Source organism: Roseobacter sp. HKCC-CH-9351 (assembly GCF_037830295.1).
GTDB lineage: Bacteria > Pseudomonadota > Alphaproteobacteria > Rhodobacterales > Rhodobacteraceae > M30B80.
In genome coordinates this window covers 309278-329420 of the sequence record NZ_JBBLYM010000001.1, presented here as the reverse complement: position 1 = coordinate 329420, position 20143 = coordinate 309278, and the positions used below count along the sequence as shown (strand labels likewise).

Below are 20143 nucleotides of genomic sequence, written 5' to 3'. Positions count from 1 at the left end.
GGGCGTTAGGGTGCGCCCATGTCTGCGTTGACCTTCTCCTCCGATCAGGCCGAGGCCTTTGGTAGTGTTGCCGCCATGTTGGCGGGGCATGGTGTGGACATTGAAGCCGAGACGATCACCCCAATCTCAGATGGCCAATCAGGCGTTCTGGCGATTACGGGAAAAGCGGGCTCTGGGAAAACGATGCTACTATCGGCCTTGGTAAAAGGTCTTGAGACCGCCGGGGTCGACCTGATCACAGGTGATTTCGAGCCACGCCGCCGAAAAGACCGCAGGTCTGCTGCAATCCTTGCCCCCACCAATAAAGCCGCAAGCGTTTTGCGCATGCGCGGGGTGCCAGCCACAACGATCCACCGTATTCTGTATACGCCTGTTTATGACCCTGAATTTGAAAAGGTCGCAGAATGGCTTACAGGGCAGGGGGGAAGGCCGCAGATTGAAGCCCTGAGTGATGAGGCGCTCGAGCGCGCGCGCCTGATCTATGAAACGCATAAATCTGTTCCTGCAGCCTTGGCAGCGGCGGGGTTGCGGGGATCAGATTTCATCACAGGCTGGAAACGGCGAGAGGAGCCGTTGGATATCGGTCTGGTCGATGAGGCCAGCATGTTGGATGATAAGCAATTCACGGATTTGCGCGAGATATTTCCCGCGCTTGTTCTGTTCGGCGATTCCGCCCAATTGGCGCCCGTGGGGCAGTCAGGCAAAATGGTGTTCGAGCAGATCAACCAAAAAGCGGTTTTTTCCTTGGGCCGTATCCATCGCCAAGATGCAGATAACCCGATCCTTGATCTGGCCCATGCCTTGGGGGATCCCGCGCTTGAGTTCGAGCAATTTGAACGGATGATTGAGCAGGCGGCCGCGCGGGATGAGCGCGTGGTTGTTTCGCCGCGCGCTGATAGTGATTTGATGGCCCGCAGCCCCGTTTTGGTTTGGCGCAATACCACAAGGGTGCGATTGATCACGGGCTTCCGATCGGTGCATGGCGCGCCCTCTGATGCGCTATTGCCGGGCGAACCTCTGATTTGTGATGGGATTGAATTGCCGCTGAAGCATCGCAAGAAGCGCATTGATCTTGAGGCGCGCGGTCTGATTAAGGGGGCGCAGATTGTCTATGTTGGGCCAGGCTCAAAACCTGGGTTTTCGCGCTTGCATGTCATAGGGGCCGAGGCGCCGCGCCTTTCGGCCGCCTCTATCGTGAAAATTGAACTGCCCGATGAGGAGGAACCATTCATCCCCTATGCCGCCCATATGGGCGCTGCGTTTTTGCACGGGGCTGCGGTGACGATCCATAAGGCACAAGGCAGCCAATGGCCCGATGTGCAGGTCTTTGCCCCTGATCTTTACGCGGCAAGCCGCATGGGCCGTGTCGAAGCGGGGCAACCATTGTGGAAGCGCTTGGCCTATGTGGCGATTACGCGGGCCGAGAACCGCTTGATTTGGGTAACGCGCTATATGCTGTCAAAGCCCAAAAGCCCGCTTGGTGTCGGTGATCTGGAGGTGCCAAGCGTGCCTTTGGTCTTAGATGCCCAATTAGGCCCGGATCATGCGGAATAGAGCGGAGACAAGCCACCCCACGGCAATGGCGATGAAGAGCGCCAAAAACCCGTAAAGCAGCGGCTGTTCATTGGCGAGACGATAGGCTGCGCGCTCAATCCCGACTTTGCGAACGGCAATCGTGTTTTCATGTGCACTGATGACGCGCCCTTCACGGGTCAGGAAAATGCGCACCAAGTAATCCCCCTCAACCAAATTTGCGGGCAGGGTGATAGAGGTCGAAAATAGGGTATCTTCCCGCAGATCGACACTGTTTTCATTAATCTGATAGAGGCCTTCTTCGGCGCGCAGACGGGCTAGGGCTTCGAGGAACCCACTGGCATGATCTGCTCCGCCAGCGGCATTGCGAAACGCACGCGGCAGAGAGATGCTATAAAGCACATCAGAAACACTGCTAATCGCGTCACGATAGGGGGCGCTGGTGGCGACAGCATAAAATGTTGGCGCAGCATCGATATGCGCAAAGGCGCGGTTGATCCAAATCCCGCCAAAGCGTTCCTTACGCCGCATTGTGACAGGGCGGCTTGGGCCTGCGACAGTCACCACGACCTCAAGGTCTGTATCGCGTGCAATGGGCGCTTCGCGCCGCACAGCCCCAAAAATCAAAATTTCCGAACCAGAGAAATTGGTCGTAATCGAGATGCTGTCTTGGCTGAACCCAGCGACCACATCTTCGGCCCAGACCGGCAGAAGCGTGGACAGATAAACGAAGAGTGCGACAAGCATTCTCATAGTCCCACCCCCGCTTGGTAAGAGATGGAATAGAGCTCGGCGGGTTCGACCAAGAGATCAAAAGCCAATTTTGCACAGACGATCAAGACGAGGCTCGCCAATAAAATCCGCAATTGCTCGGCCCGTAATTTTGTGCCGATTTGCGTTCCGATTTGCGCGCCAATCGCGCCGCCGACCAAAAGAACAATCGCCAAAAAAATATCGACCGTACGGTTCGTTGCGGCATGCATCACAGTGGCAAAGCCAGTGACAAAAATAATCTGGAACAGGGATGTGCCAACCACAACTTTGGTGGGCATTCCCAGGAGATAGATCATGACAGGCACCATGATGAACCCGCCACCGACCCCCATGATGGCCGCCAAAAGCCCGACAAACGCCCCTGCAACAAGTGGGGGGATTACAGAAATATACAGCCCCGAAACACGGAATTTCATTTTGAAGGGCAGGGTGTGAACCCAGTTATGTTTGCGCCGCTTTGGGGCTGTGCCATGGCGACTTCTGCGCAAGGCGCGTAGGCTTTCGACAAACATCATGCTGCCGATGATGCCCAAGAACACCACATAGGAAATCTGCACCACCAGATCGACCTGACCCATGGCGCGCAAAATCGCGAAAAGCTGCACACCTGCGCCTGCGCCGATCAAGCCGCCAATCAGCAAAACCATACCCATGCGCAAATCAACTGTGCGCCGCTTGAGATGGGCCATCACGCCTGAAACGGATGACGCCACGACCTGACTGGCGGATGTGGCAACCGCCACAGCGGGGGGGATGCCGATGAAAAACAGCAAAGGCGTGATCAAAAAGCCGCCGCCGACCCCAAACATACCTGACAATATGCCAACCAATCCGCCAATCCCAAGAATGGCAAAAGCGTCAACACTGACTTCGGCGATGGGCAGATAGATTTGCATAAGGGGGGCCGTTCATCACTCTTATCCCCTTACAGCACAGGCAGACAGTCGGGAAAAGTTAAATTTCTTTAACCATTTTTGAGATAGTGCCGCAAAAGGCTTTCGAATTTCTGTGCTCCCAAGGGGGCCATGGCCTTTGTATGCTCATGGCTGATGGCTTCATCAGAGAGGCCTGCTGCCATGTTTGTGATGACCGATACTGCCGCAACCTCAAGACCTAAAAAGCGACATAAGATGACTTCGGGCACAGTGGACATTCCCACCGCATCTGCGCCAAGGGTGCGGATTGCGCGGATTTCGGCTGGCGTCTCGAAGGAAGGGCCAGAATACCACGCATAGACCCCTTCGCGAAGGCGGATGCCCTTTTCCTCTGCGGCATGGCGCAAGTCTGCACGCATCGCAGTACTATAAGCATTTTTCATCGGAACAAATCGGGCATCGTCTTCGATACCGATAAGTGGGTTTAGTCCTGAAAAATTGATGTGATCGTTTATTAACATTAAGTCTCCGGGAAGAGATTCTGAACTTAACGATCCCGCCGCGTTGGTGATTATAATCCTCTTGCCACCGAGTTTCTTGAAAGTTTCTAACGGTGTGCGCATTGCATCTGCTTTGCCTTGTTCATAGTAGTGACTTCGGCCATTAAAAATTAAAACTCTGCGACCTTCCAATTCTCCTATAACAAGTTCAGATTTGTGACCTGAAACCTTAGAAATTGGAAAATTTAAAAGATCAGAGTAGGGTATCTTGTGTCCCTGAACTAAATCTAAAAGATGGCCCATTCCTGACCCTAAGATTACACCTATATCGGGTGGCATAGTTCCCGTAATTGACTGAATTTTTGAGATATTATCCATTTTTTAACTGCAATAATTTCATTTATAGTTTGCGTTTGGTGGAGAACAAATAGTCAAATCACATTTTGAGTGGTTGGCTATTCTTTCTGGTACGGTTTTCCTATTGCGCCAGGAGGCCGTGCATGTCCGATTATACCTGCGACGACGACTATAGTTGCTAAGTAAGGTGCCATCGCAAGAAATTCAGATGGTATTGGAGTATTCAGCAGCGCAAGTTTTTGTTGAAGACTATCGGCAAAGCCAAAAACGAGTGCAGCTGACAATGCACCGACAGGATGCCAACGTCCAAATATCATCGCCGCCAAGCCGATGAAGCCACGGCCGCCGGTCATCCCTTCATCAAATCGTCCAACTGAACCGAGCGTGAACCAAGCCCCGCCAAAGCCAGCGACTGCGCCGGCCAACACAACGTGGAAATACCTCGTACGAATTACGTTTATACCTAAGGTGTCTGCCGCTTTCGGATGTTCGCCCACTGCTCGAGCCCTAAGGCCATTGCGCGTGTAGAAAAGATAATAGGTGGTGATTGCAACTAAAATTAGTGCGCCATAAACAAATATATTTTGGGAAAAAATTACTGGTCCGATTATAGGTATATCGCTTAGTAATGGGATTTTTATTGCCCTAAATACTGGCGCGTTGTTCAGATGTCTGTATTCGGAAAAAACCTGCGAGGATACGTATGAGGTAAGTCCAAGCACTAATAGGTTTATGACCACTCCGGCAATAATTTGATCCATACGGAAAGTGATAACTAACGTTGCGAGGATAAAGCCAAAGCTTCCACCAATGATTATTGCACTAAACATTCCGCCCCAGCCACCGAACAATGATCCTGCCAGTGCACCCGTGAATGCGCCCGCAAGTAGCATTCCCTCGATAGCAATATTGATCACTGCAACTCTTTCTGAAAGAAGGCCCGCAAGTGCACCTAATGCTATTGGTACGGCCCTCACTACGGTAGCTTGCAGCATTCCTGTGAGATTAAGACTTTTATCAGCAGTGGCCCAAACCAGAAAAGCGGCGACTGTTATCAGAAAGCCAAATCCTAAAGAAAGCGCGATCCATCGGCCACCTCCCTTCAAAAATTGCCGCACACCAATAAATGCGAGGATCATTGAAGCCACAGTGTTAAATGGTCCACCGGATAGAACTAAGTCTTTCAAAGGTAGGGCATCGTTTGGCCGCGATAGTTTGAAAGTTGCATACGATCCATCTGGTACATTCAAAAAGAACAGAACAATAGCGGAAAGCGTTAAAAGGATTATCCCACTCGTTTGAGATCTATTTATTTTTTTATGATTAAAAATATCGGAAATCCTCATGATGTTCTCTTATTTTTTGAGAATGCCCATGGAGTAATCGTACGAATAATTAAGGGTGCAGCGATAAACACAACAACCAATGCTTGGATTATACTAATTAGATCGATTGAAACTCCTGCATCAATTTGCATTTGACGGCCGCCTGCTTCAAGTCCCCCAAACAATATCCCCGCGAATAAAATGCCAATTGGATGGCTACGACCTAAGAGCGCCACCGCGATTGCATCAAACCCAATACCCGCGGAAAAACCAGGACTGGCGCGTTCTAAAACGCCCGAAATTTGCACTGCGCCAGCAAGGCCGGCTAATCCTCCGGCTATTGCCATGGAGCCTATAATTACCATCTTGGGGTTCATGCCCGCGTAAAGCGCTGCATGCGAGTTCTCTCCGTTTGTACGAATGGCAAAACCCATTTTTGATTTTCTTATTAACCACCACAGTAGGATGACAGCCCCTAGCATCAAAAAAACACCTACATGAAGGCGTAGATTTGGATCTATCCAGTCTAGTAATTTTGGTAATTGTCCATTGTCTGGGACCGACTTAGATATTGGATCCGAGCGACCATCTTTTTGTATGAATGGTTGGCGTAATGCATAGTCAAGGATCCGATAGCTTATTAAATTCAACATAATTGTAAGAATTACTTCGTGCGCGCCTGTGACAGCACGCAACACCCCCGCAATTCCCGCGTAGGCTGCTCCTGCCAAGGATCCCACAATTAACGTAAAAGTAACTAAAACGATTGTTGGCAGATCTGAGAAAGTAAAACTAAAGATTACTGCTAGTAGGCCACCGATAATTATCTGGCCTTCTGCTCCGATGTTGAATAATCCCGCTCGGAAGCCTACGCCAATCCCCAAACCTGCTAATATCAACGGTATCGCGGCGGTAAAAGTTTCAGAAATTGCATTAATTGATCCAAATGCACCGTATCCCAATGCAGAAAAACTTCTACCAATAGTATCAATATCAACTCCGGTTGCAGTCATTATAAGCGCGCCAATTAGGAGCGCAGTTGCTATAGCTATGATCGGCAAAACTATGGCGTCTCGGTAAGCGCCTTGCTGTAGCATTAGTAAATCAGCGGCAGTTTTTCGAAAGGTTGATTTAGTGATCATTGTAAATTTCTTCTGTCGAACCTGCCATCGCTAGTCCAATTTGGTTTCGCTTGGGTTTTGCATCTGTATTGTCAAATTCTGCAACAATAGAGCCATCATACATGACAAGTATCCGGTCAGATAAAGATATGATTTCGTCTAACTCAGATGAAACAAGTAACACACCATTTCCATCATCACGGCTCTGGACGAGGCGGCTGTGGATATACTCTATCGAGCCAACATCAACGCCTCTCGTCGGTTGTGCAGCAATGACGATTTTTGGTTTGCGACCTAGTTCTCTTGCAACAACCATTTTTTGTTGATTGCCGCCAGACAAGCTCTTGCCATTAAGTTCAACTGACGGCGTCCGCACATCGAATTCTTCACACAATAGTTCTGCAATCGACCTAGCTTTTTTCCAATTTATTGTGATAAAATTAGAGATACTATTTTCATAGTAATTATTGATAATAATATTTTCTGTAATTGAAAAGTTTTCAACCATTCCAAATTTATGACGGTCTTCTGGAATGTGGGCCATACCTGCTATATGGCGCTGGCGTGCATTAGCTTTCGTAATATCTAGTTCGCCTAAAAACATTTCACCTGCGTAGTTTTTTCTTAATCCTGTAATGACTTCTATTAATTCTGTCTGGCCATTCCCCTGAATACCGGCAACACCTACTATCTCTCCAGCGTTAATACTGAAATTTATATTTTTTAGAACTCGTTCGTTATCTTTTGTATAGAGCTCGACATTATCGAGCTTTAAAATAGGATGGCCAATTTTGGAATTTATTTTATTTACCGTAAAAGACACCTGTCGCCCGACCATCATCTCTGCAAGCTTTTCTTTGGTAAGTCTTTTAGGATTTCCTTCGCCTGTAACACGCCCGTGCCTCAGCACTGTAACACGATCGGCGATTTCTTTGATTTCGTGTAATTTATGAGTAATAAATACGATCGCCTTACCTGCCGCTTTAAGGGCTCTTACTATTGAAAAAAAGTCTTCTACTTCACTTGGTGTCAGGACCGCAGTTGGCTCGTCAAAAATAATTACATTAGCTTCTCGAAATAAAACTTTTATAATTTCAACTTTCTGTTGTATCCCAACTGGAAGGTCTTCGATAATGGCATCTGGGGGAACTGATAGGCCATATTCAGAGCTAATTTTATTAACTAGAGTGCGAGCCTTTGATAAATCTAAATAGTCAGCTGTCTTAATTGGTTCAACTCCAAGAATTACATTTTCAGCGACTGAAAATATTGGTACCAGCATAAAATGCTGATGGACCATCCCTATTCCTGCAGAGATACTGTCTCCAGGGCCTCGAAAATTTACTTCAATGCCGTCGATTAGTAATTTTCCTTCATCGGGCGCATAAAGCCCAGAAAGGATGTTCATAAGCGTGGATTTTCCAGCGCCATTTTCACCAAGTAAGCCCAGCACTTCGCCCGCTTTGATTTGCAGGTTAATTTGATCGTTCGCAATTACAGAACCAAACCGTTTTGTAATGCCTTTTAATTCTATGTCCATTGTCATAGACCCTTAAGGATCCCTCCCCCGAACTTATCAGGGGAGGGATTAGGCTGTTAAGGCCCTACAGAAATCGAGCCGTCAATTATTCCGGCACGAACCGCGTCAATTTCCGCCTTTAATTCAGAGGGGACAGCACTCTCAAAGTTATGATATGGTGCGATCCCTACTCCGTTGTTAGCTAAAGTGCCAACGGTAAGGCCTCCTTCAAAAGATCCATCCATAGCTGCGTTGATAACTGCTTCAACAGTACTATCCATACGCTTGAGGACTGAAGTTAGGTATACATCAGCACGTTCTGGATCAGTAGCAACTAAATCGGCGTCCACGCCGATAATTTTCAAACTGTCGGAACCTAGTTCTGCCGCTAGTGCAGCCGAGCCCAAGCCAACGGGACCAGCTACTGGCATTACAATATCGGCACCTTCATCATATAGGTTTTGTGCAAATGCACGGCCGTCATCCAAGCTATCGAAGTTATTCGTAAATAGGCCTTCCTGTGAACTTGGGTTCCAGCCAAGAACTGCTACGGATGTACCGTGTTGTTCATTATAATAGTCAACGCCATATACAAGGCCATTCATGAAGGCTGTCACAGGAGGTATGTTTAAACCCCCAAATGTGCCGATAGTACCTGTTTCTGTCATTCCTGCGGCCAGGTATCCGGCTAAAAACGCGGCTTCGTCAGTCGCGAAAACTTGCCCAAGGACGTTTGGAATTGTGGGATCATATGCAAAATCCACAATGGAGAATTTTTGATTAGGGTTTGCAGTGGCTGCATTAGCGGTGGCTTCTCCCATCAGGAAACCTACTGTAACAATTATATCGCATGATCCATCCATCAATGCGTTGAGATTAGCTGCGTAGTCAGTTTCTGATTGGGACTCTAAAAATCTTCCTTCGATCCCTCTATTGGCAATCGCGTTTTCAACCCCATGCCAAGCTGTTTGGTTGAAGCTAGCGTCATCAATTCCGCCAACGTCAGTAACTTGGCATGCAGTGAATGCATTGGCTGATGCAGTGCATAAGAGCGTGAAGCCTATTGCAAGGCTAGTTTGTTTTACAAAATTCATTTTAACCTCCATGTTTGTGATCTGAACTTAGGGAATGGGCCTGGTGGTTACGAGATCTAAGCCAAGTCGTTTTTTATTGGGTAGTCTACTGGCAGGAGAGGATATTGGAAAAAAAATAAAACTTTCACAATGATTTTGAATCAACCGGCGATTTTTAATTTGTATCTAGAGTTTTTGCTAACATTATCGCATCGCTGCACTTGCCATTTTTGTACTGATAATAGCCTTTGCGAAATCCAATTTCGTTGAAACCAAAAGAGGTGTAGAGCGCCCGGCCAATACTGTTTTTGTTGTCCACTTCCAAAAAAATCTCTTTAATTTGAGCTTCCTTAGCTATTGAGATTAGTCTAGAAAGCAGAGCTTTTCCGTGACCCTTTCCCTGATGGTTTGGGTCAATTGCAATGGTTAAGATTTCAGCCTCTGGTGGCACGATCCGAAGAACGGCAAAGCCGTGATCATGATGGCTGATGGTCATATTGTGCGCCACAAGCAACTCTTCAAAATCCTTGCGCGTCCATGCGCCGCCTTGGTTAAAGGCGCGGGCGTGTAATTCGGCCATTTGTGCAGCGGTGCGGGTCACAGCAAACGCGGCCCATATTCGCGCGCAGGGGCTGCATCTGCCGCGCGCAAGTAAAGCGGCGAAGGGCGCGGCAGCGGCATATCTGCCGCGTGTTTTGTTTCGGCGATATGCGCGATGGCCGTGGCAATCATGACGGATGGGGCGACATAGATCAGCCCATAGGCATCTGCAATATGCTGTCCCAGACTTCCTGTGACCTGCTTTGCAAGCTCACGCGGGGTGAGCGTGTTCAAGCCGACAAGTCGCGCTTCATCTGCTTGGCCCTGATCATCAAAGCTTTGCAGATAGGCCTCATCGCGGCGGGCATCTTCGATCACGCTGAGGGGGCCTTTGATCCCATAACGGCGCGCTTCAAAAATTGAGACACCAATCGCAGGTCGCGCTAAGGCCAGTGCAAGACCACGGGCGGCTGAGACGGAAATACGTAGGCCTGTGAAATTGCCCGGCCCGATGCCAACACCAATGGCACCCAAGTCTGCGGCTGTTTTACCTGCTTCTGCGAAAATCTCATCTACCAAAGGCATCAGGCGTTCCGCCTGACCTTTCGCCATTGGTTCAAACCGCGCAGCAAGTACTGTGCCCCCGTCTACCAAAGCGGCCGCGCAATGCGCGGCCGATGTATCTATCCCTAAGCAAAGCAAAGGGGATTAGACCGTGACAGGGCGCACTTCCACCACTTCGGGGATGTAATGGCGCAACAGATTTTCAATACCCATTTTCAGGGTCAAGGTTGATGAGGGGCAGCCCGCGCAGGCCCCTTGCATGTGCAGATACACCACCCCACGATCAAAGCCGTGAAAGGTAATGTCGCCGCCATCTTGCGCCACAGCAGGGCGCACACGGGTGTCGAGCAATTCTTTGATCTGACCCACGATCTCGGCATCCTCGCCGCTGTGATCAGCATGGCCCCCTGCGGCGGGCCCCTCATCCCCCATCACGGGCGCGCCAGACTGGAAATGCTCCATAATCGCGCCGAGAAGGGCAGGCTTGATATGATCCCATTCGATTGTATCGGCCTTGGTCACTGTCACGAAATCGGTGCCAAAAAATACCGCCGTTACGCCATCAACCGCAAAAATGCGCGCGGCAAGTGGCGATTTATCCGCCGTCTCGCGCGATGGAAAATCGGCTGTGCCCATGTCCAGAACGGTTTGCCCTGGCAAAAACTTCAGCGTGGCTGGGTTCGGGGTGGATTCCGTTTGAATAAACATTGGGCTATCTCCTGCGCGCAAGCATGAGCCTGATATGATATGGCACCCACGATAAGTCAAGTTTTAGAATAGTTCTAAAACTTACCAATCAGGTGATCTGCTCAAGCTGTTCTTTGGTCAACTCACCTGGAACAATGGTGATCGGCGCAGGCAAACTGCCGGCCTGTTTCGTCAATTGCGTGACCAATGGGCCAGGCCCACCCTTGCCCGATCCTGCCCCAAGAACCAATACACCGATATTGGGATCATCGTGAATATGCGCGAGAATTTCTTGGACAGGTTCCCCTTCACGGATGGCGAGACTGGGATCAATCCCCTGTCGGTCGCGCATCCATCTTGCAAATACTTCGAAATGTGCCTCAATCCGTTCCCGCGCCTCGGCACGCATCAAATCGCCAATGCCGATCCAGTGTTGGAATTCCTCAGGTGGGATGATGGAGAGGATTTCAACCGCACCCTTGGTGTTGGCTGCCCGCATCGCGGCAAAGCGCATCGCGTTAAGACATTCACGCGTGTCGTCTAGAACCACCAGAAACTTGCGCATTTTTCCATCCCCTCTCACCGCGCCAAAGGATGCGCATTTGCACGCGCCATTTCAACAACAAACGCGTGATGCCTTACGAGGCCGCCTCGCTACGCGCCCAATCCCAATAGAGATCGCGCGCTTTCAAGCTGATGGGCCCGATCTCATAGGTGATCTCGTCAAAGGCGCTGACAGGGGTGATTTTTTGCAAGTTGCCCGTCAAAAACACCTCATCGGCGCGGCGGAAATCATCAAAACTGAGCACGGTTTCAACCACCGTGATGCCATTTTCGCGCATGTTTTTGATATGGCGCGCGCGTGTTATGCCTGCCAAAAATGTGCCATTTGGAATTGGCGTATAGACCACGCCATCGCGCACCATAAAGACGTTTGCGGTGGCGGTTTCCGCAACATTCCCCATCGCATCGGCCACAAGTGCGTTGTCAAAACCCTTGGTTTTCGCCTCAAGAAGCATCCGCGCATTGTTGGGGTATAGGCAGCCTGCTTTTGCGTTGACCACATTATCCGCCAAGACGGGGCGGCGGAAATATGTGGTGGTCAGGCGCACGGTTTTCTTGGGGTCGGGCATTGGGATTTCTTCAAGGCTGATCGCAAATCCTGTTGCGCCCGCCTTTGGCAATATCCCCAATTCGCCCCCATCAAGCGCCCAATACATGGGGCGAATATATACGGCGGCATCCGCGGGATAGCGCGCCAATCCTTCCCAAATGATTTCATACATGGCCTTTGGGCTATGGCTTGGCGTGATCATCAACGCCTCGGCAGATCTGTTGACCCTTGCGCAATGCGCCATCAAGTCAGGCGCAAGCCCGTCCACATAGCGCGCGCCGTCAAACACATTCGAGCCAAGCCAAGCGCCATGATCAGCGGCGCGGATGACAGGGATATCCCCATCATGCCAAGCGCCGTTAAAATAGGTTTTTATATTGCTGCCAGTTGCCATGAGTGATCCTCTTCATGGCTATCTATAGGCCGCTTCAGCCCGTTGGGCCAGTCGCAAAGCCCAATTGATATTCCATCGCTGATGACGCGGGTTTTGGGCCAGCTTTCGGATCTTGAGCAGGCTTTGCCGCCTTTGCTGCTGCGCCCAATTTGGGCGGCTGCGGTGTTCCATTCTTCGATATCGTAGTCATGTCGAACCTCCGTTTCCCGTGAACCGTCGACCGAAATCAGCCAACGGAGGTTGAGGGCGCAAAAGCGCCCTGCCTTAGAATGCGTGCAAACCTTAACAACGGTATGACAAAGAAAGTATTAAGCGCGGCACTATTCTTGCCGCGCTTGCAAAATATACGCCGCAATGCAGCAAAAAGTCAAGCCTCCGCTAAGAGCGCCTCTAGATCAAGCGGGGCGTTGACCATCTCCAATGCGCCTGATGCATCGCGGGGCCAATCAGCAGGCGCGCGGTCGCGGTAGAGTTCAATCCCATTGCCATCGGGGTCAGAAAGATAGAGCGCCTCAGACACGCCATGATCTGCCGCCCCTTCAAGCTGCACGCCTTTGGCAACCACATTCGCTAGGGCACCGCCAAGGCTTTTGCGGTCAGGATAGAGGAAAGCCACGTGGTAAAGACCTGCCGCCCGCCGCGGTGCGGGGCCAGCCCCCGCGGATTCCCACGTGTTGAGACCAATATGGTGGTGATACCCCCCGGCCGATAGAAATGCCGCTTGGCGGCCATAGCGTTGTTTTAGCTCGAACCCCAAGACATCGCGATAAAATGCGATAGAGCGCTCAAGATCGGTGACTTTCAGGTGGACATGGCCAATGGCCAACCTGTCAGGTGCAGTATATGTCATGATGTCCTCCTTTGCGGGCAATCTGCTCCCAAAGCACGCGCACATAAACTGACCATTTCGCAGGGGTTCTGTGCAAAAATGCACTAATGGCGTCTAGCTGCGCACCATCCCGACAATGTCATAGGCCTGCGCCAAAATCGGCGCTGCAATTTCGCGCGCACGTTCTGCACCGCGACCGAGAATGCGATCAATTTCGGCCTGATCCTGCATCAGGCGCGCCATTTCCGCCGAGATTGGGGCAAGTTTTGCCACAGCCAAATCAGACAGCGCCATTTTGAAATGACCAAAGAGCGCTCCTTGATGCTGATCCAAAACGGCCTGTGGATCAATTTCTGCCAAAGCGGCGTAGATATTGACCAGATTGCGGGCCTCGGGCCGCGCCGCCAGTTCGGCCAATGCATCCGGTAGCGGATCAGCGTCCGTCTTCGCCTTGCGGATTTTCTTGGAAATCGCATCAGCATCATCGGTCATATTGATCCGACTTGCATCTGCAGGGTCGGATTTCGACATCTTTTTGGTGCCGTCTTTTAGGCTCATAACCCGTGTTGCCGCCCCTTCAATCACGGGCTCAGCGATCGGGAAGAAGTCGACCCCAAAATCATGGTTGAACTTGGCCGCAATATCGCGGGTCAGTTCCAAATGTTGTTTTTGATCTTCGCCGACCGGCACATGGGTGGCGTGATAGACCAAAATATCGGCGGCCATCAGCGCGGGATATGCGAATAACCCCAGCGAGGCGTTTTCGGCGTTTTTCCCCGCTTTGTCCTTCCATTGGGTCATGCGGCCCATCCATCCCATGCGGGCCACGCAATTAAACAACCACCCAAGCTGCGCATGTTCAGGCACTTGGCTTTGATTGAAGAGGATGGATTTTTCTGGATCAATCCCTGCGGCAATGAAGCCCGCACAAAGCTCGCGGGTGTTTTTGGTAAGGTCACTTGGGTTCTGCCAAACGGTAATCGCGTGCATGTCCACCATGCAATAGATGGTCTGAAATCCGCCCGCCTCTTGCATATCTACAAAACGCTTCATCGCGCCTAAGTAATTCCCAAGGGTCAGCCCGCCCGAAGGTTGGATGCCGGAAAAGACGCGTGGTGTGAATTTTGTCTCAGCCATTAGTGACCTATTGCGGTTGTGATCGGATGCCAGAAGAAAATCATTCCACAATACTGGCATTTGCCTTGCGCATCGCTTACCCACGAGGCGCAACAAGGTCAACCGAAGGTGCAGCCATGGATCAAGAGAATAATAGCCTGTTCAACGACCTTCACCCAGTCGTTCTTGGTTTGGCTGTGGTGATCTTCGGCCTTGAGGTGATGTTTCAGCTGGCCACTGCTGGGCTTTTGGGCGGGTCAGGCGGGATTGGGTGGCGCATGGCTGCGGTGCGGGATTATGGCGTGTTCCACGAAATTGCCGCTTGGATGTTTGCCAATAACAGCTATCCCGCAAATGACCTGATGCGTCTTGTGACCTATCCGCTGATCCATGGCGGTTTTATTCATGCCGTGTTCGTTAGTGTGTTCATACTGGCCATTGGCAAAATAGTGTCACAGGTTTTCTCAGGGCTGTCGATCTTGGTTCTGTTCTTTGCGGGTTCCATCATCGGGGCTTTGGCCTTTGTGGGCCTGTTTAACAGCACCTATCCCCTGATCGGCGGGTATCCGGGTGTCTATGCTCTGATCGGTGCCTTCACCTTCATCCTCTGGGCCAATATGGGTCGGACAGGCGACAATCCGATGCGTGCTTTTTCCTTGATTGCAATGCTTTTGGGCATTCAAATCTTATTCGCTTTTTTGCAAGGCGATTGGGGCAGCGTGGTCTCTGATCTTTCAGGATTTGTGACAGGATTTGCTCTGTCGTTTGTATTGATCCCAGAGGGGTGGGCCTTGCTTTTGCAACGCCTTCGCAAACGCTAATCTAGCGGGCGGCAGCCACGATTATTGGCTCAATCGGGGATGTTGTTACCACCGCTTGTGGCGTGTTTGTGGTCATGGCCAAGATGGCCAAGCCAAAAATCACCGCAAGCGGCGCGTGAAGGATCAACCCGCGAGAAATGCTGTCACCTCATGCGATTGCGCCTCAAGGGATTTGCGCATCTTGGCAAATGCGGCAGCCTCAAGTTGGCGCACACGTTCCTTGGACAGGCCCAGTTCTTCGCCCAACGATTCCAATGTGCGCGGCTCATCCCGCAATTTGCGTTCGCGCACAATGAACCGCTCGCGCTCGTTCAATGATGACAAGGCATTCAACAACCATTCGCGCAGTTGCGCGCGGTCGCGGGCGTGCTCAACCAAATCTGCAGCCTGTTCGCTGTCATCCTCAAGCGTGTCGATCCATTCGCGCCCTTCATCCTCAACGGATTGCGTGGCGTTCAAAGAATAATCAGATCCTGCAAGGCGACCTTCCATCATCTCAACATCATGCAGCGGCACGCCGACCTCTGTGGCGATCATCTGCAACAATTGATGCTTGTCGAGGTTTTGGCCTGCGGCCATTGCCTCGCGTTCGATGCGCGTCTGCACGCGGCGCATATTGAAAAAAAGTGATTTTTGGCTGGAGGTAGACCCCGTGCGCACCATCGACCAATTGCGCATCACGTAATCTTGGATAGATGCCTTGATCCACCACACGGCATAGGTTGAAAACCGCACGCCACGATCAGGGTCAAATTTATCTGCCGCCTTCATCAAACCCAGACCCGCCTCTTGGATCAGGTCATTCATTGGCGCGCCGTAGCGCTTGAATTTCGTTGCCATGGAAATCGCAAGGCGCATATAGGCCGTCACCAGACGGTGCAAGGCTTCCTCATCGCGATGATCGCGCCAAGCATAGGCCAGCCGCAATTCCGTCTCTGCGTCTAACAGTTCCGCTTTCATCGCACGGCGCGAAAGCGCTTTTTCTCCACCCATGTCCAAAGCCATAACGCACCCCCTGTTGGCGTATCATTTTTGGCAGTGTCTTGTTCCGCATCTTGTGCGGTTCTATTGGTGTTACGCGGCAGCATGATGAATGGATCACTTTTGGTGAGGAATTTCTTTTGACGGGTTTGGCGGGTTTGACATTGGTTTTTGGCGGTGCGGCTTCTGGCAAGTCGCGCTTTGGCGAGGATTTGGTGCTGAACACGGGGCTGTCGCCCGTTTATCTCGCGACAGCACAGGCCCATGATGCCGAGATGGACGCCAAAATCGCCAAGCATAAATCCGCGCGAGCGGCGGCCCAGTGGCGCACAGTCGAAGTGCCGACCGATATTCCTGCGGCTCTGACGCAACTTCACAAAAGCGAGGCCGTGTTGATTGATTGCGCCACGCTGTGGTTGGCCAATTTGGGTATGGCTAAACGGGACTGGCGGGCTGAATGGGCGGCGCTGGCCCACGCCATCGCCGATTGCCCAGCCCCTGTTGTCATTATCTCTAACGAGCTTGGAATGGGCGTTGTGCCGGATCATCCCCTCTCGCGGGCCTTTCGTCAGGATCAAGGGGAATTGAACCAAGCCATCGCTGCCACAGCGGATCTTGTGGTGATGGTGGCCGCAGGCCTGCCTCTCGTCCTCAAAGGGCAATTGCCGAAGGGGCAGGGGTGATGCGCCGTGCCTTTTGGCTGCGCCATGGGCCGACCCATGCCAAGGTGATCACGGGGTGGCGTGATGTTCCTGCTGATCTCAGCGATCACGCGCAAATAGCGCGGCTTGATGCCTATCTTCCTGCAGAGGCAGTGATGATTTCCTCTGACCTCATCCGTGCTGCGGCCACTGCAGATGCGCTATCGCCGCGCCTGCGCCTGCCTCATGAGCCTCATCTGCGCGAATTTCATTTTGGCGAATGGGAGGGGCAGGGGTCTGATGCGGTTAGCCAATCCGCCCCTGAACTTTCGCGCGCCTTTTGGGAGGGAGGGGAAGACATCTGCCCGCCCGACGGGGAAAGTTGGGCGATGGTCATGGCGCGGGTGAGCCGCGCGTCTGATTGCGTTCTGGCGCAGCACCCAGATCAAGATGTGATCTTTACATGCCATTTCGGCGCAATCCTAACACAAATCGCGCGCCATTCAGGGCTAAGCGCATATCAGGCTTATGCCCATACAATCCCCCCTCTCTCGGTCACTGAATTTCACCAGAGAGAAGGCAGATGGTCTGTTGTGAGGATCGGGTATTGCCCCTAGCGGTGGTGTCCTTGGCACAGAATGGAGTGAGACATGGCATACAGGCTTTTGATCGGGCAACGATCCTATTCCAGTTGGTCACTTCGGGGTTATCTGTGCTTTGCGCTTTTCGATATTCCCGTGACCCTCGACGAGGCCGTGATCTACAGCCCCGACTTTGCTGCACAGGTTCGTGCCTTTGGCGGTGGGTCAAGCGTGCCTGCCGTGGCCACGTAAGACGACACTATCTTACGCGATAGCCTGTTCATTGCGTGGCATTTGAGCGAGGCTTTCCCGCGACATGGTCTGTTGCCCCAGGATGATGCTGCGCGGGCTGAGGCGCACCATTGCGGATTTGGCAGCATCCGACAAAACCGAAGAGGCGTATATCCTAGAAGCGGTCAGTTATCGCATCAGCACAGGGCGTGAAGATTAGCCCGCACGCCGTGCCTCGATGGCTTGCCAAATGATTTCGGCGACATTGATCCCGTCAAAGCGTTCTAATTCTTGAATTCCCGTAGGTGAGGTCACGTTGATCTCGGTTAGGTAATCGCCGATCACATCAATCCCCACAAAAATCTGGCCTTTTTCGCGCAGCAGCGGGCCAATTTTGGCGCAGATCTCATGTTCGCGCGCGGTCAGCCCGATTTTTTCAGCCCGTCCGCCAACATGCATATTTGATCGGGTTTCGCCTTCGGCAGGCACGCGGTTGATCGCCCCAACGGGCTCGCCGTCAATCAAGATGATCCGCTTGTCCCCCGCCGTCACATCAGGCAAGAATTTTTGCGCAATCAGGGGTTCGCGGCTGATAGAGGTGAACATCTCATGCAAGGAATTGAGGTTGCGATCCTTTGGCTCAAGACGAAACACGCCCGCGCCACCATTGCCGTAGAGCGGTTTGATGATGATTTCCCCATGGCGCGCGCGGAACTCACGCAAAGCGCCAAGATCGCGGGCGATCATAGTGGGTGGGGTTAAATCGGAGAATTCCAGAACCAACAATTTTTCAGGATAATTGCGCACCCAAAACGGGTCATTCACGATCAAGGTTTTGGGATGAATCCGTTCCAAAAGATGGGTGGTGGTGATGTAACCCATGTCAAAAGGCGGGTCTTGGCGCAAAAGCACCACATCCCAATCGCCTAGGTCGATGGTCTGCTCTGCCCCAAGGGTGAAGTGGTTCCCTTTTTCGCGGCGTAAGGTGATCGGCCACCCGCGCGCGCAGACGCGACCCTCGTCAAAAAACAAACGATCTGGAGTGTAGTAAAACAGCTCATGCCCCCGCGCTTGTGCCTCCAGCCCCACGCGAAACGTGCTATCCGCGTCAATGTTAATCGGCGCGATTGGATCCATCTGAATTGCGACTTTGAGTGCCATGTCTCACCCCGTATCTATACCAACCCTTTCATGGCCTTTGGCAGGGGAGGACGCAATGCCCAATTCATGTGAGGCAGGCTATTCGAGAAACGCATTCGCGATGATGTGAACCTGTCCGATCTGGTTGAGGGCTGCGAGATCATAACGGCACGGTGTCGCAAGGCCCATGGGACACAGACCCAAATACTCATCACCTGTCTGCAGGATGCGCGCCCTTTGTGCGGGACTCACACGTGACACAGCGGTGTCAAAATCCCGCGATTTTTTAACTTCCACAAAAGCTATTTCGCCTGATTTTTCGAAGATCAGATCTATCTCGCCGCCCCGCCCGCGCCATCGCCGCGCCCGCAAGTGATAGCAATGGGTTTCATAGAGCCGCGCCTCCTGATCCTCGGCTGACAGCCCCGCAAGATAGGCGGCTTTCCCGCTCACGGATCCGCGTCCAAGGACAGACCCAATTGATAAACATCGCGTTTCGGCAGGCCCAGTTCGGTTGCCACCTGTGCCGCAGCCTCCTTCAGTCGTGCAGTCTTAAGTCGCGCCCGAAGCGCCGCAATCACGGTGGCCTCATCAGCGGCCTGCTTTTCCGCGCGGTCAATGACAAGCACGATCTCACCTTTCAATGCTCGATCTTCGATTGCCGCAATCACATCTGCAAGCGATCCGCGAATGACCTCCTCAAATTTCTTGGTCAATTCGCGGCACAGAGCGATCTGGCGATCTTGGCTCCAAATCTCGGCCATCTCGTTTAACAATTTATGAATGCGCTTCGGGCTTTCATATAAGATCAGTGTCGCTTGGGTCTGATCCAAATCTTGCAGAAATTTGCGCCGTTCCCCCGATTTTGAGGGTGGGAAGCCCGCAAAAAGAAAGCGGTCACTGGGCAGGCCCGACACGGTCAGTGCTGCCAGTGAGGCGGATGCCCCCGGTGCGGTGGTGACCATATGCCCATCCGCAATGGCAGCACGCCCCAAGGCAAAACCAGGGTCGGCCACCAACGGCGTCCCTGCCTCTGATGCATAGGCCACGGATTTTCCTTCGCCCAAAAGGGACATGATCTTTGGCCGCATCTCTGCGCCGTTATGATCGTGATAAGGCAAGACTGCGCGGCCATTCAGCGCCACCCCATGAATTTCCATCAAATGGCGCAAGGTGCGCGTGTCTTCTGCGGCGATGACATCGCAGCTTGCAAGGATGTCTAACCCGCGCAAGGTGATGTCGCGCGCGCTGCCAATCGGGGTTGCGACAAAATACAAACCTGCGGCCAGTTTGCTGTCGCTGGGGGTGTAGGCAAATTCGCGCCCGTTTTCTGTGTCGTTTCGCATCAGCTCACTTACATATCTGCGCGGTCTGTCCATTGCGAGCGTTTACTTGGCGGACAGGACTGGCTAGGGTTTGTGCAAATT

General features: G+C 52.0%; 24 protein-coding genes. 5 read left to right on the top strand and 19 right to left on the bottom strand.

Features of this window, described 5'->3' with window-relative positions:
* Positions 1-18 precede the first annotated feature (18 nt).
* Positions 19-1554 (top strand): ATP-dependent DNA helicase, encoded by a 1536-nt coding sequence (locus AAC632_RS01680; RefSeq protein ID WP_340298412.1) that lies wholly within the window; start codon positions 19-21, stop codon positions 1552-1554.
* Here the strand turns inward: AAC632_RS01680 and AAC632_RS01675 are convergent.
* From AAC632_RS01675 to trpS, 15 genes are all read right to left on the bottom strand, one after another.
* Complete coding sequence (locus tag AAC632_RS01675) at positions 1531-2280, bottom strand: TIGR02186 family protein (RefSeq protein ID WP_340298413.1); 750 nt, start codon at positions 2278-2280, stop codon at positions 1531-1533. The two genes, AAC632_RS01680 and AAC632_RS01675, sit on opposite strands and share 24 nt — an antisense overlap.
* Before the next feature lie 2 nt (positions 2281-2282).
* Positions 2283-3203, bottom strand: coding sequence for a sulfite exporter TauE/SafE family protein (locus AAC632_RS01670; RefSeq protein WP_340298414.1), 921 nt, complete (start codon positions 3201-3203; stop codon positions 2283-2285).
* A 68-nt stretch (positions 3204-3271) separates the two neighbouring features.
* Positions 3272-4060 (bottom strand): purine-nucleoside phosphorylase, encoded by a 789-nt coding sequence (locus tag AAC632_RS01665; RefSeq protein ID WP_340298415.1) that lies wholly within the window; start codon positions 4058-4060, stop codon positions 3272-3274.
* A 77-nt stretch (positions 4061-4137) separates the two neighbouring features.
* Complete coding sequence (locus AAC632_RS01660; RefSeq protein ID WP_340298416.1) at positions 4138-5385, bottom strand: ABC transporter permease; 1248 nt, start codon at positions 5383-5385, stop codon at positions 4138-4140.
* Positions 5382-6506 (bottom strand): ABC transporter permease, encoded by a 1125-nt coding sequence (locus tag AAC632_RS01655; RefSeq protein WP_340259844.1) that lies wholly within the window; start codon positions 6504-6506, stop codon positions 5382-5384. Before AAC632_RS01655 ends, AAC632_RS01660 begins: the two co-directional genes overlap by 4 nt.
* Positions 6496-8025 carry an ABC transporter ATP-binding protein gene (locus tag AAC632_RS01650; RefSeq protein WP_340299854.1) on the bottom strand — a complete coding sequence of 510 codons (1530 nt, stop codon included), beginning with the start codon at positions 8023-8025 and terminating at the stop codon, positions 6496-6498. Before AAC632_RS01650 ends, AAC632_RS01655 begins: the two co-directional genes overlap by 11 nt.
* 56 nt (positions 8026-8081) lie before the next feature.
* Positions 8082-9098 carry a BMP family lipoprotein gene (locus AAC632_RS01645; protein WP_340298418.1) on the bottom strand — a complete coding sequence of 339 codons (1017 nt, stop codon included), beginning with the start codon at positions 9096-9098 and terminating at the stop codon, positions 8082-8084.
* Between the two features lie 154 nt (positions 9099-9252).
* Positions 9253-9678, bottom strand: a complete 426-nt coding sequence (gene rimI, locus AAC632_RS01640; RefSeq protein WP_340254246.1) for a ribosomal protein S18-alanine N-acetyltransferase — start codon at positions 9676-9678, stop codon at positions 9253-9255.
* Positions 9675-10319 carry a tRNA (adenosine(37)-N6)-threonylcarbamoyltransferase complex dimerization subunit type 1 TsaB gene (tsaB, locus tag AAC632_RS01635; RefSeq protein ID WP_340259846.1) on the bottom strand — a complete coding sequence of 215 codons (645 nt, stop codon included), beginning with the start codon at positions 10317-10319 and terminating at the stop codon, positions 9675-9677. Before tsaB ends, rimI begins: the two co-directional genes overlap by 4 nt.
* 6 nt (positions 10320-10325) lie before the next feature.
* Positions 10326-10889 (bottom strand): NifU family protein, encoded by a 564-nt coding sequence (locus AAC632_RS01630; protein WP_317655688.1) that lies wholly within the window; start codon positions 10887-10889, stop codon positions 10326-10328.
* An 88-nt stretch (positions 10890-10977) separates the two neighbouring features.
* Entirely contained in the window at positions 10978-11433 is a 456-nt protein-coding gene (locus AAC632_RS01625) for a universal stress protein (RefSeq protein WP_340298420.1), read from the bottom strand.
* Between the two features lie 73 nt (positions 11434-11506).
* Complete coding sequence (locus AAC632_RS01620) at positions 11507-12376, bottom strand: branched-chain amino acid aminotransferase (RefSeq protein WP_340298421.1); 870 nt, start codon at positions 12374-12376, stop codon at positions 11507-11509.
* A gap of 34 nt (positions 12377-12410) precedes the next feature.
* Positions 12411-12566, bottom strand: coding sequence for a hypothetical protein (locus AAC632_RS01615; RefSeq protein WP_340298422.1), 156 nt, complete (start codon positions 12564-12566; stop codon positions 12411-12413).
* A 177-nt stretch (positions 12567-12743) separates the two neighbouring features.
* Positions 12744-13226: a VOC family protein gene (locus AAC632_RS01610; protein ID WP_340298423.1), complete on the bottom strand. Its 483-nt coding sequence runs from the start codon at positions 13224-13226 to the stop codon at positions 12744-12746.
* A 93-nt stretch (positions 13227-13319) separates the two neighbouring features.
* Entirely contained in the window at positions 13320-14342 is a 1023-nt protein-coding gene (trpS, locus tag AAC632_RS01605) for a tryptophan--tRNA ligase (RefSeq protein WP_340298424.1), read from the bottom strand.
* Between the two features lie 116 nt (positions 14343-14458).
* Between trpS and AAC632_RS01600 the strand changes: the two genes are divergently transcribed.
* Positions 14459-15142, top strand: coding sequence for a rhomboid family intramembrane serine protease (locus tag AAC632_RS01600; RefSeq protein ID WP_340298425.1), 684 nt, complete (start codon positions 14459-14461; stop codon positions 15140-15142).
* Positions 15143-15265: 123 nt separating this feature from the next.
* Here AAC632_RS01600 and AAC632_RS01595 read toward each other — a convergent pair whose 3' ends face one another.
* Complete coding sequence (locus AAC632_RS01595) at positions 15266-16147, bottom strand: RNA polymerase factor sigma-32 (protein WP_340298426.1); 882 nt, start codon at positions 16145-16147, stop codon at positions 15266-15268.
* Between the two features lie 38 nt (positions 16148-16185).
* Between AAC632_RS01595 and cobU the strand changes: the two genes are divergently transcribed.
* From cobU to AAC632_RS01580, 3 genes are read left to right on the top strand one after another with little or no spacing between them, the layout of a single operon-like run.
* The gene (gene cobU, locus AAC632_RS01590) at positions 16186-16806 is read left to right on the top strand and encodes a bifunctional adenosylcobinamide kinase/adenosylcobinamide-phosphate guanylyltransferase (protein ID WP_340298427.1); all 621 of its coding nucleotides are present in this window, start codon (positions 16186-16188) and stop codon (positions 16804-16806) included.
* Positions 16806-17381 carry a histidine phosphatase family protein gene (locus tag AAC632_RS01585; protein ID WP_340298428.1) on the top strand — a complete coding sequence of 192 codons (576 nt, stop codon included), beginning with the start codon at positions 16806-16808 and terminating at the stop codon, positions 17379-17381. Before cobU ends, AAC632_RS01585 begins: the two co-directional genes overlap by 1 nt.
* 33 nt (positions 17382-17414) lie before the next feature.
* Entirely contained in the window at positions 17415-17597 is a 183-nt protein-coding gene (locus AAC632_RS01580; protein WP_340298429.1) for a hypothetical protein, read from the top strand.
* A 195-nt stretch (positions 17598-17792) separates the two neighbouring features.
* Here the strand turns inward: AAC632_RS01580 and gshB are convergent, their stop codons facing one another.
* From gshB to rsmI, 3 genes are all read right to left on the bottom strand, one after another.
* Complete coding sequence (gene gshB, locus AAC632_RS01575; RefSeq protein WP_340298430.1) at positions 17793-18737, bottom strand: glutathione synthase; 945 nt, start codon at positions 18735-18737, stop codon at positions 17793-17795.
* 78 nt (positions 18738-18815) lie between these two features.
* Positions 18816-19169 carry a YraN family protein gene (locus AAC632_RS01570; protein ID WP_340298431.1) on the bottom strand — a complete coding sequence of 118 codons (354 nt, stop codon included), beginning with the start codon at positions 19167-19169 and terminating at the stop codon, positions 18816-18818.
* Positions 19166-20062, bottom strand: a complete 897-nt coding sequence (gene rsmI / locus AAC632_RS01565) for a 16S rRNA (cytidine(1402)-2'-O)-methyltransferase (protein ID WP_340298432.1) — start codon at positions 20060-20062, stop codon at positions 19166-19168. Before rsmI ends, AAC632_RS01570 begins: the two co-directional genes overlap by 4 nt.
* Between the last annotated feature and the right edge of the window lie 81 nt (positions 20063-20143).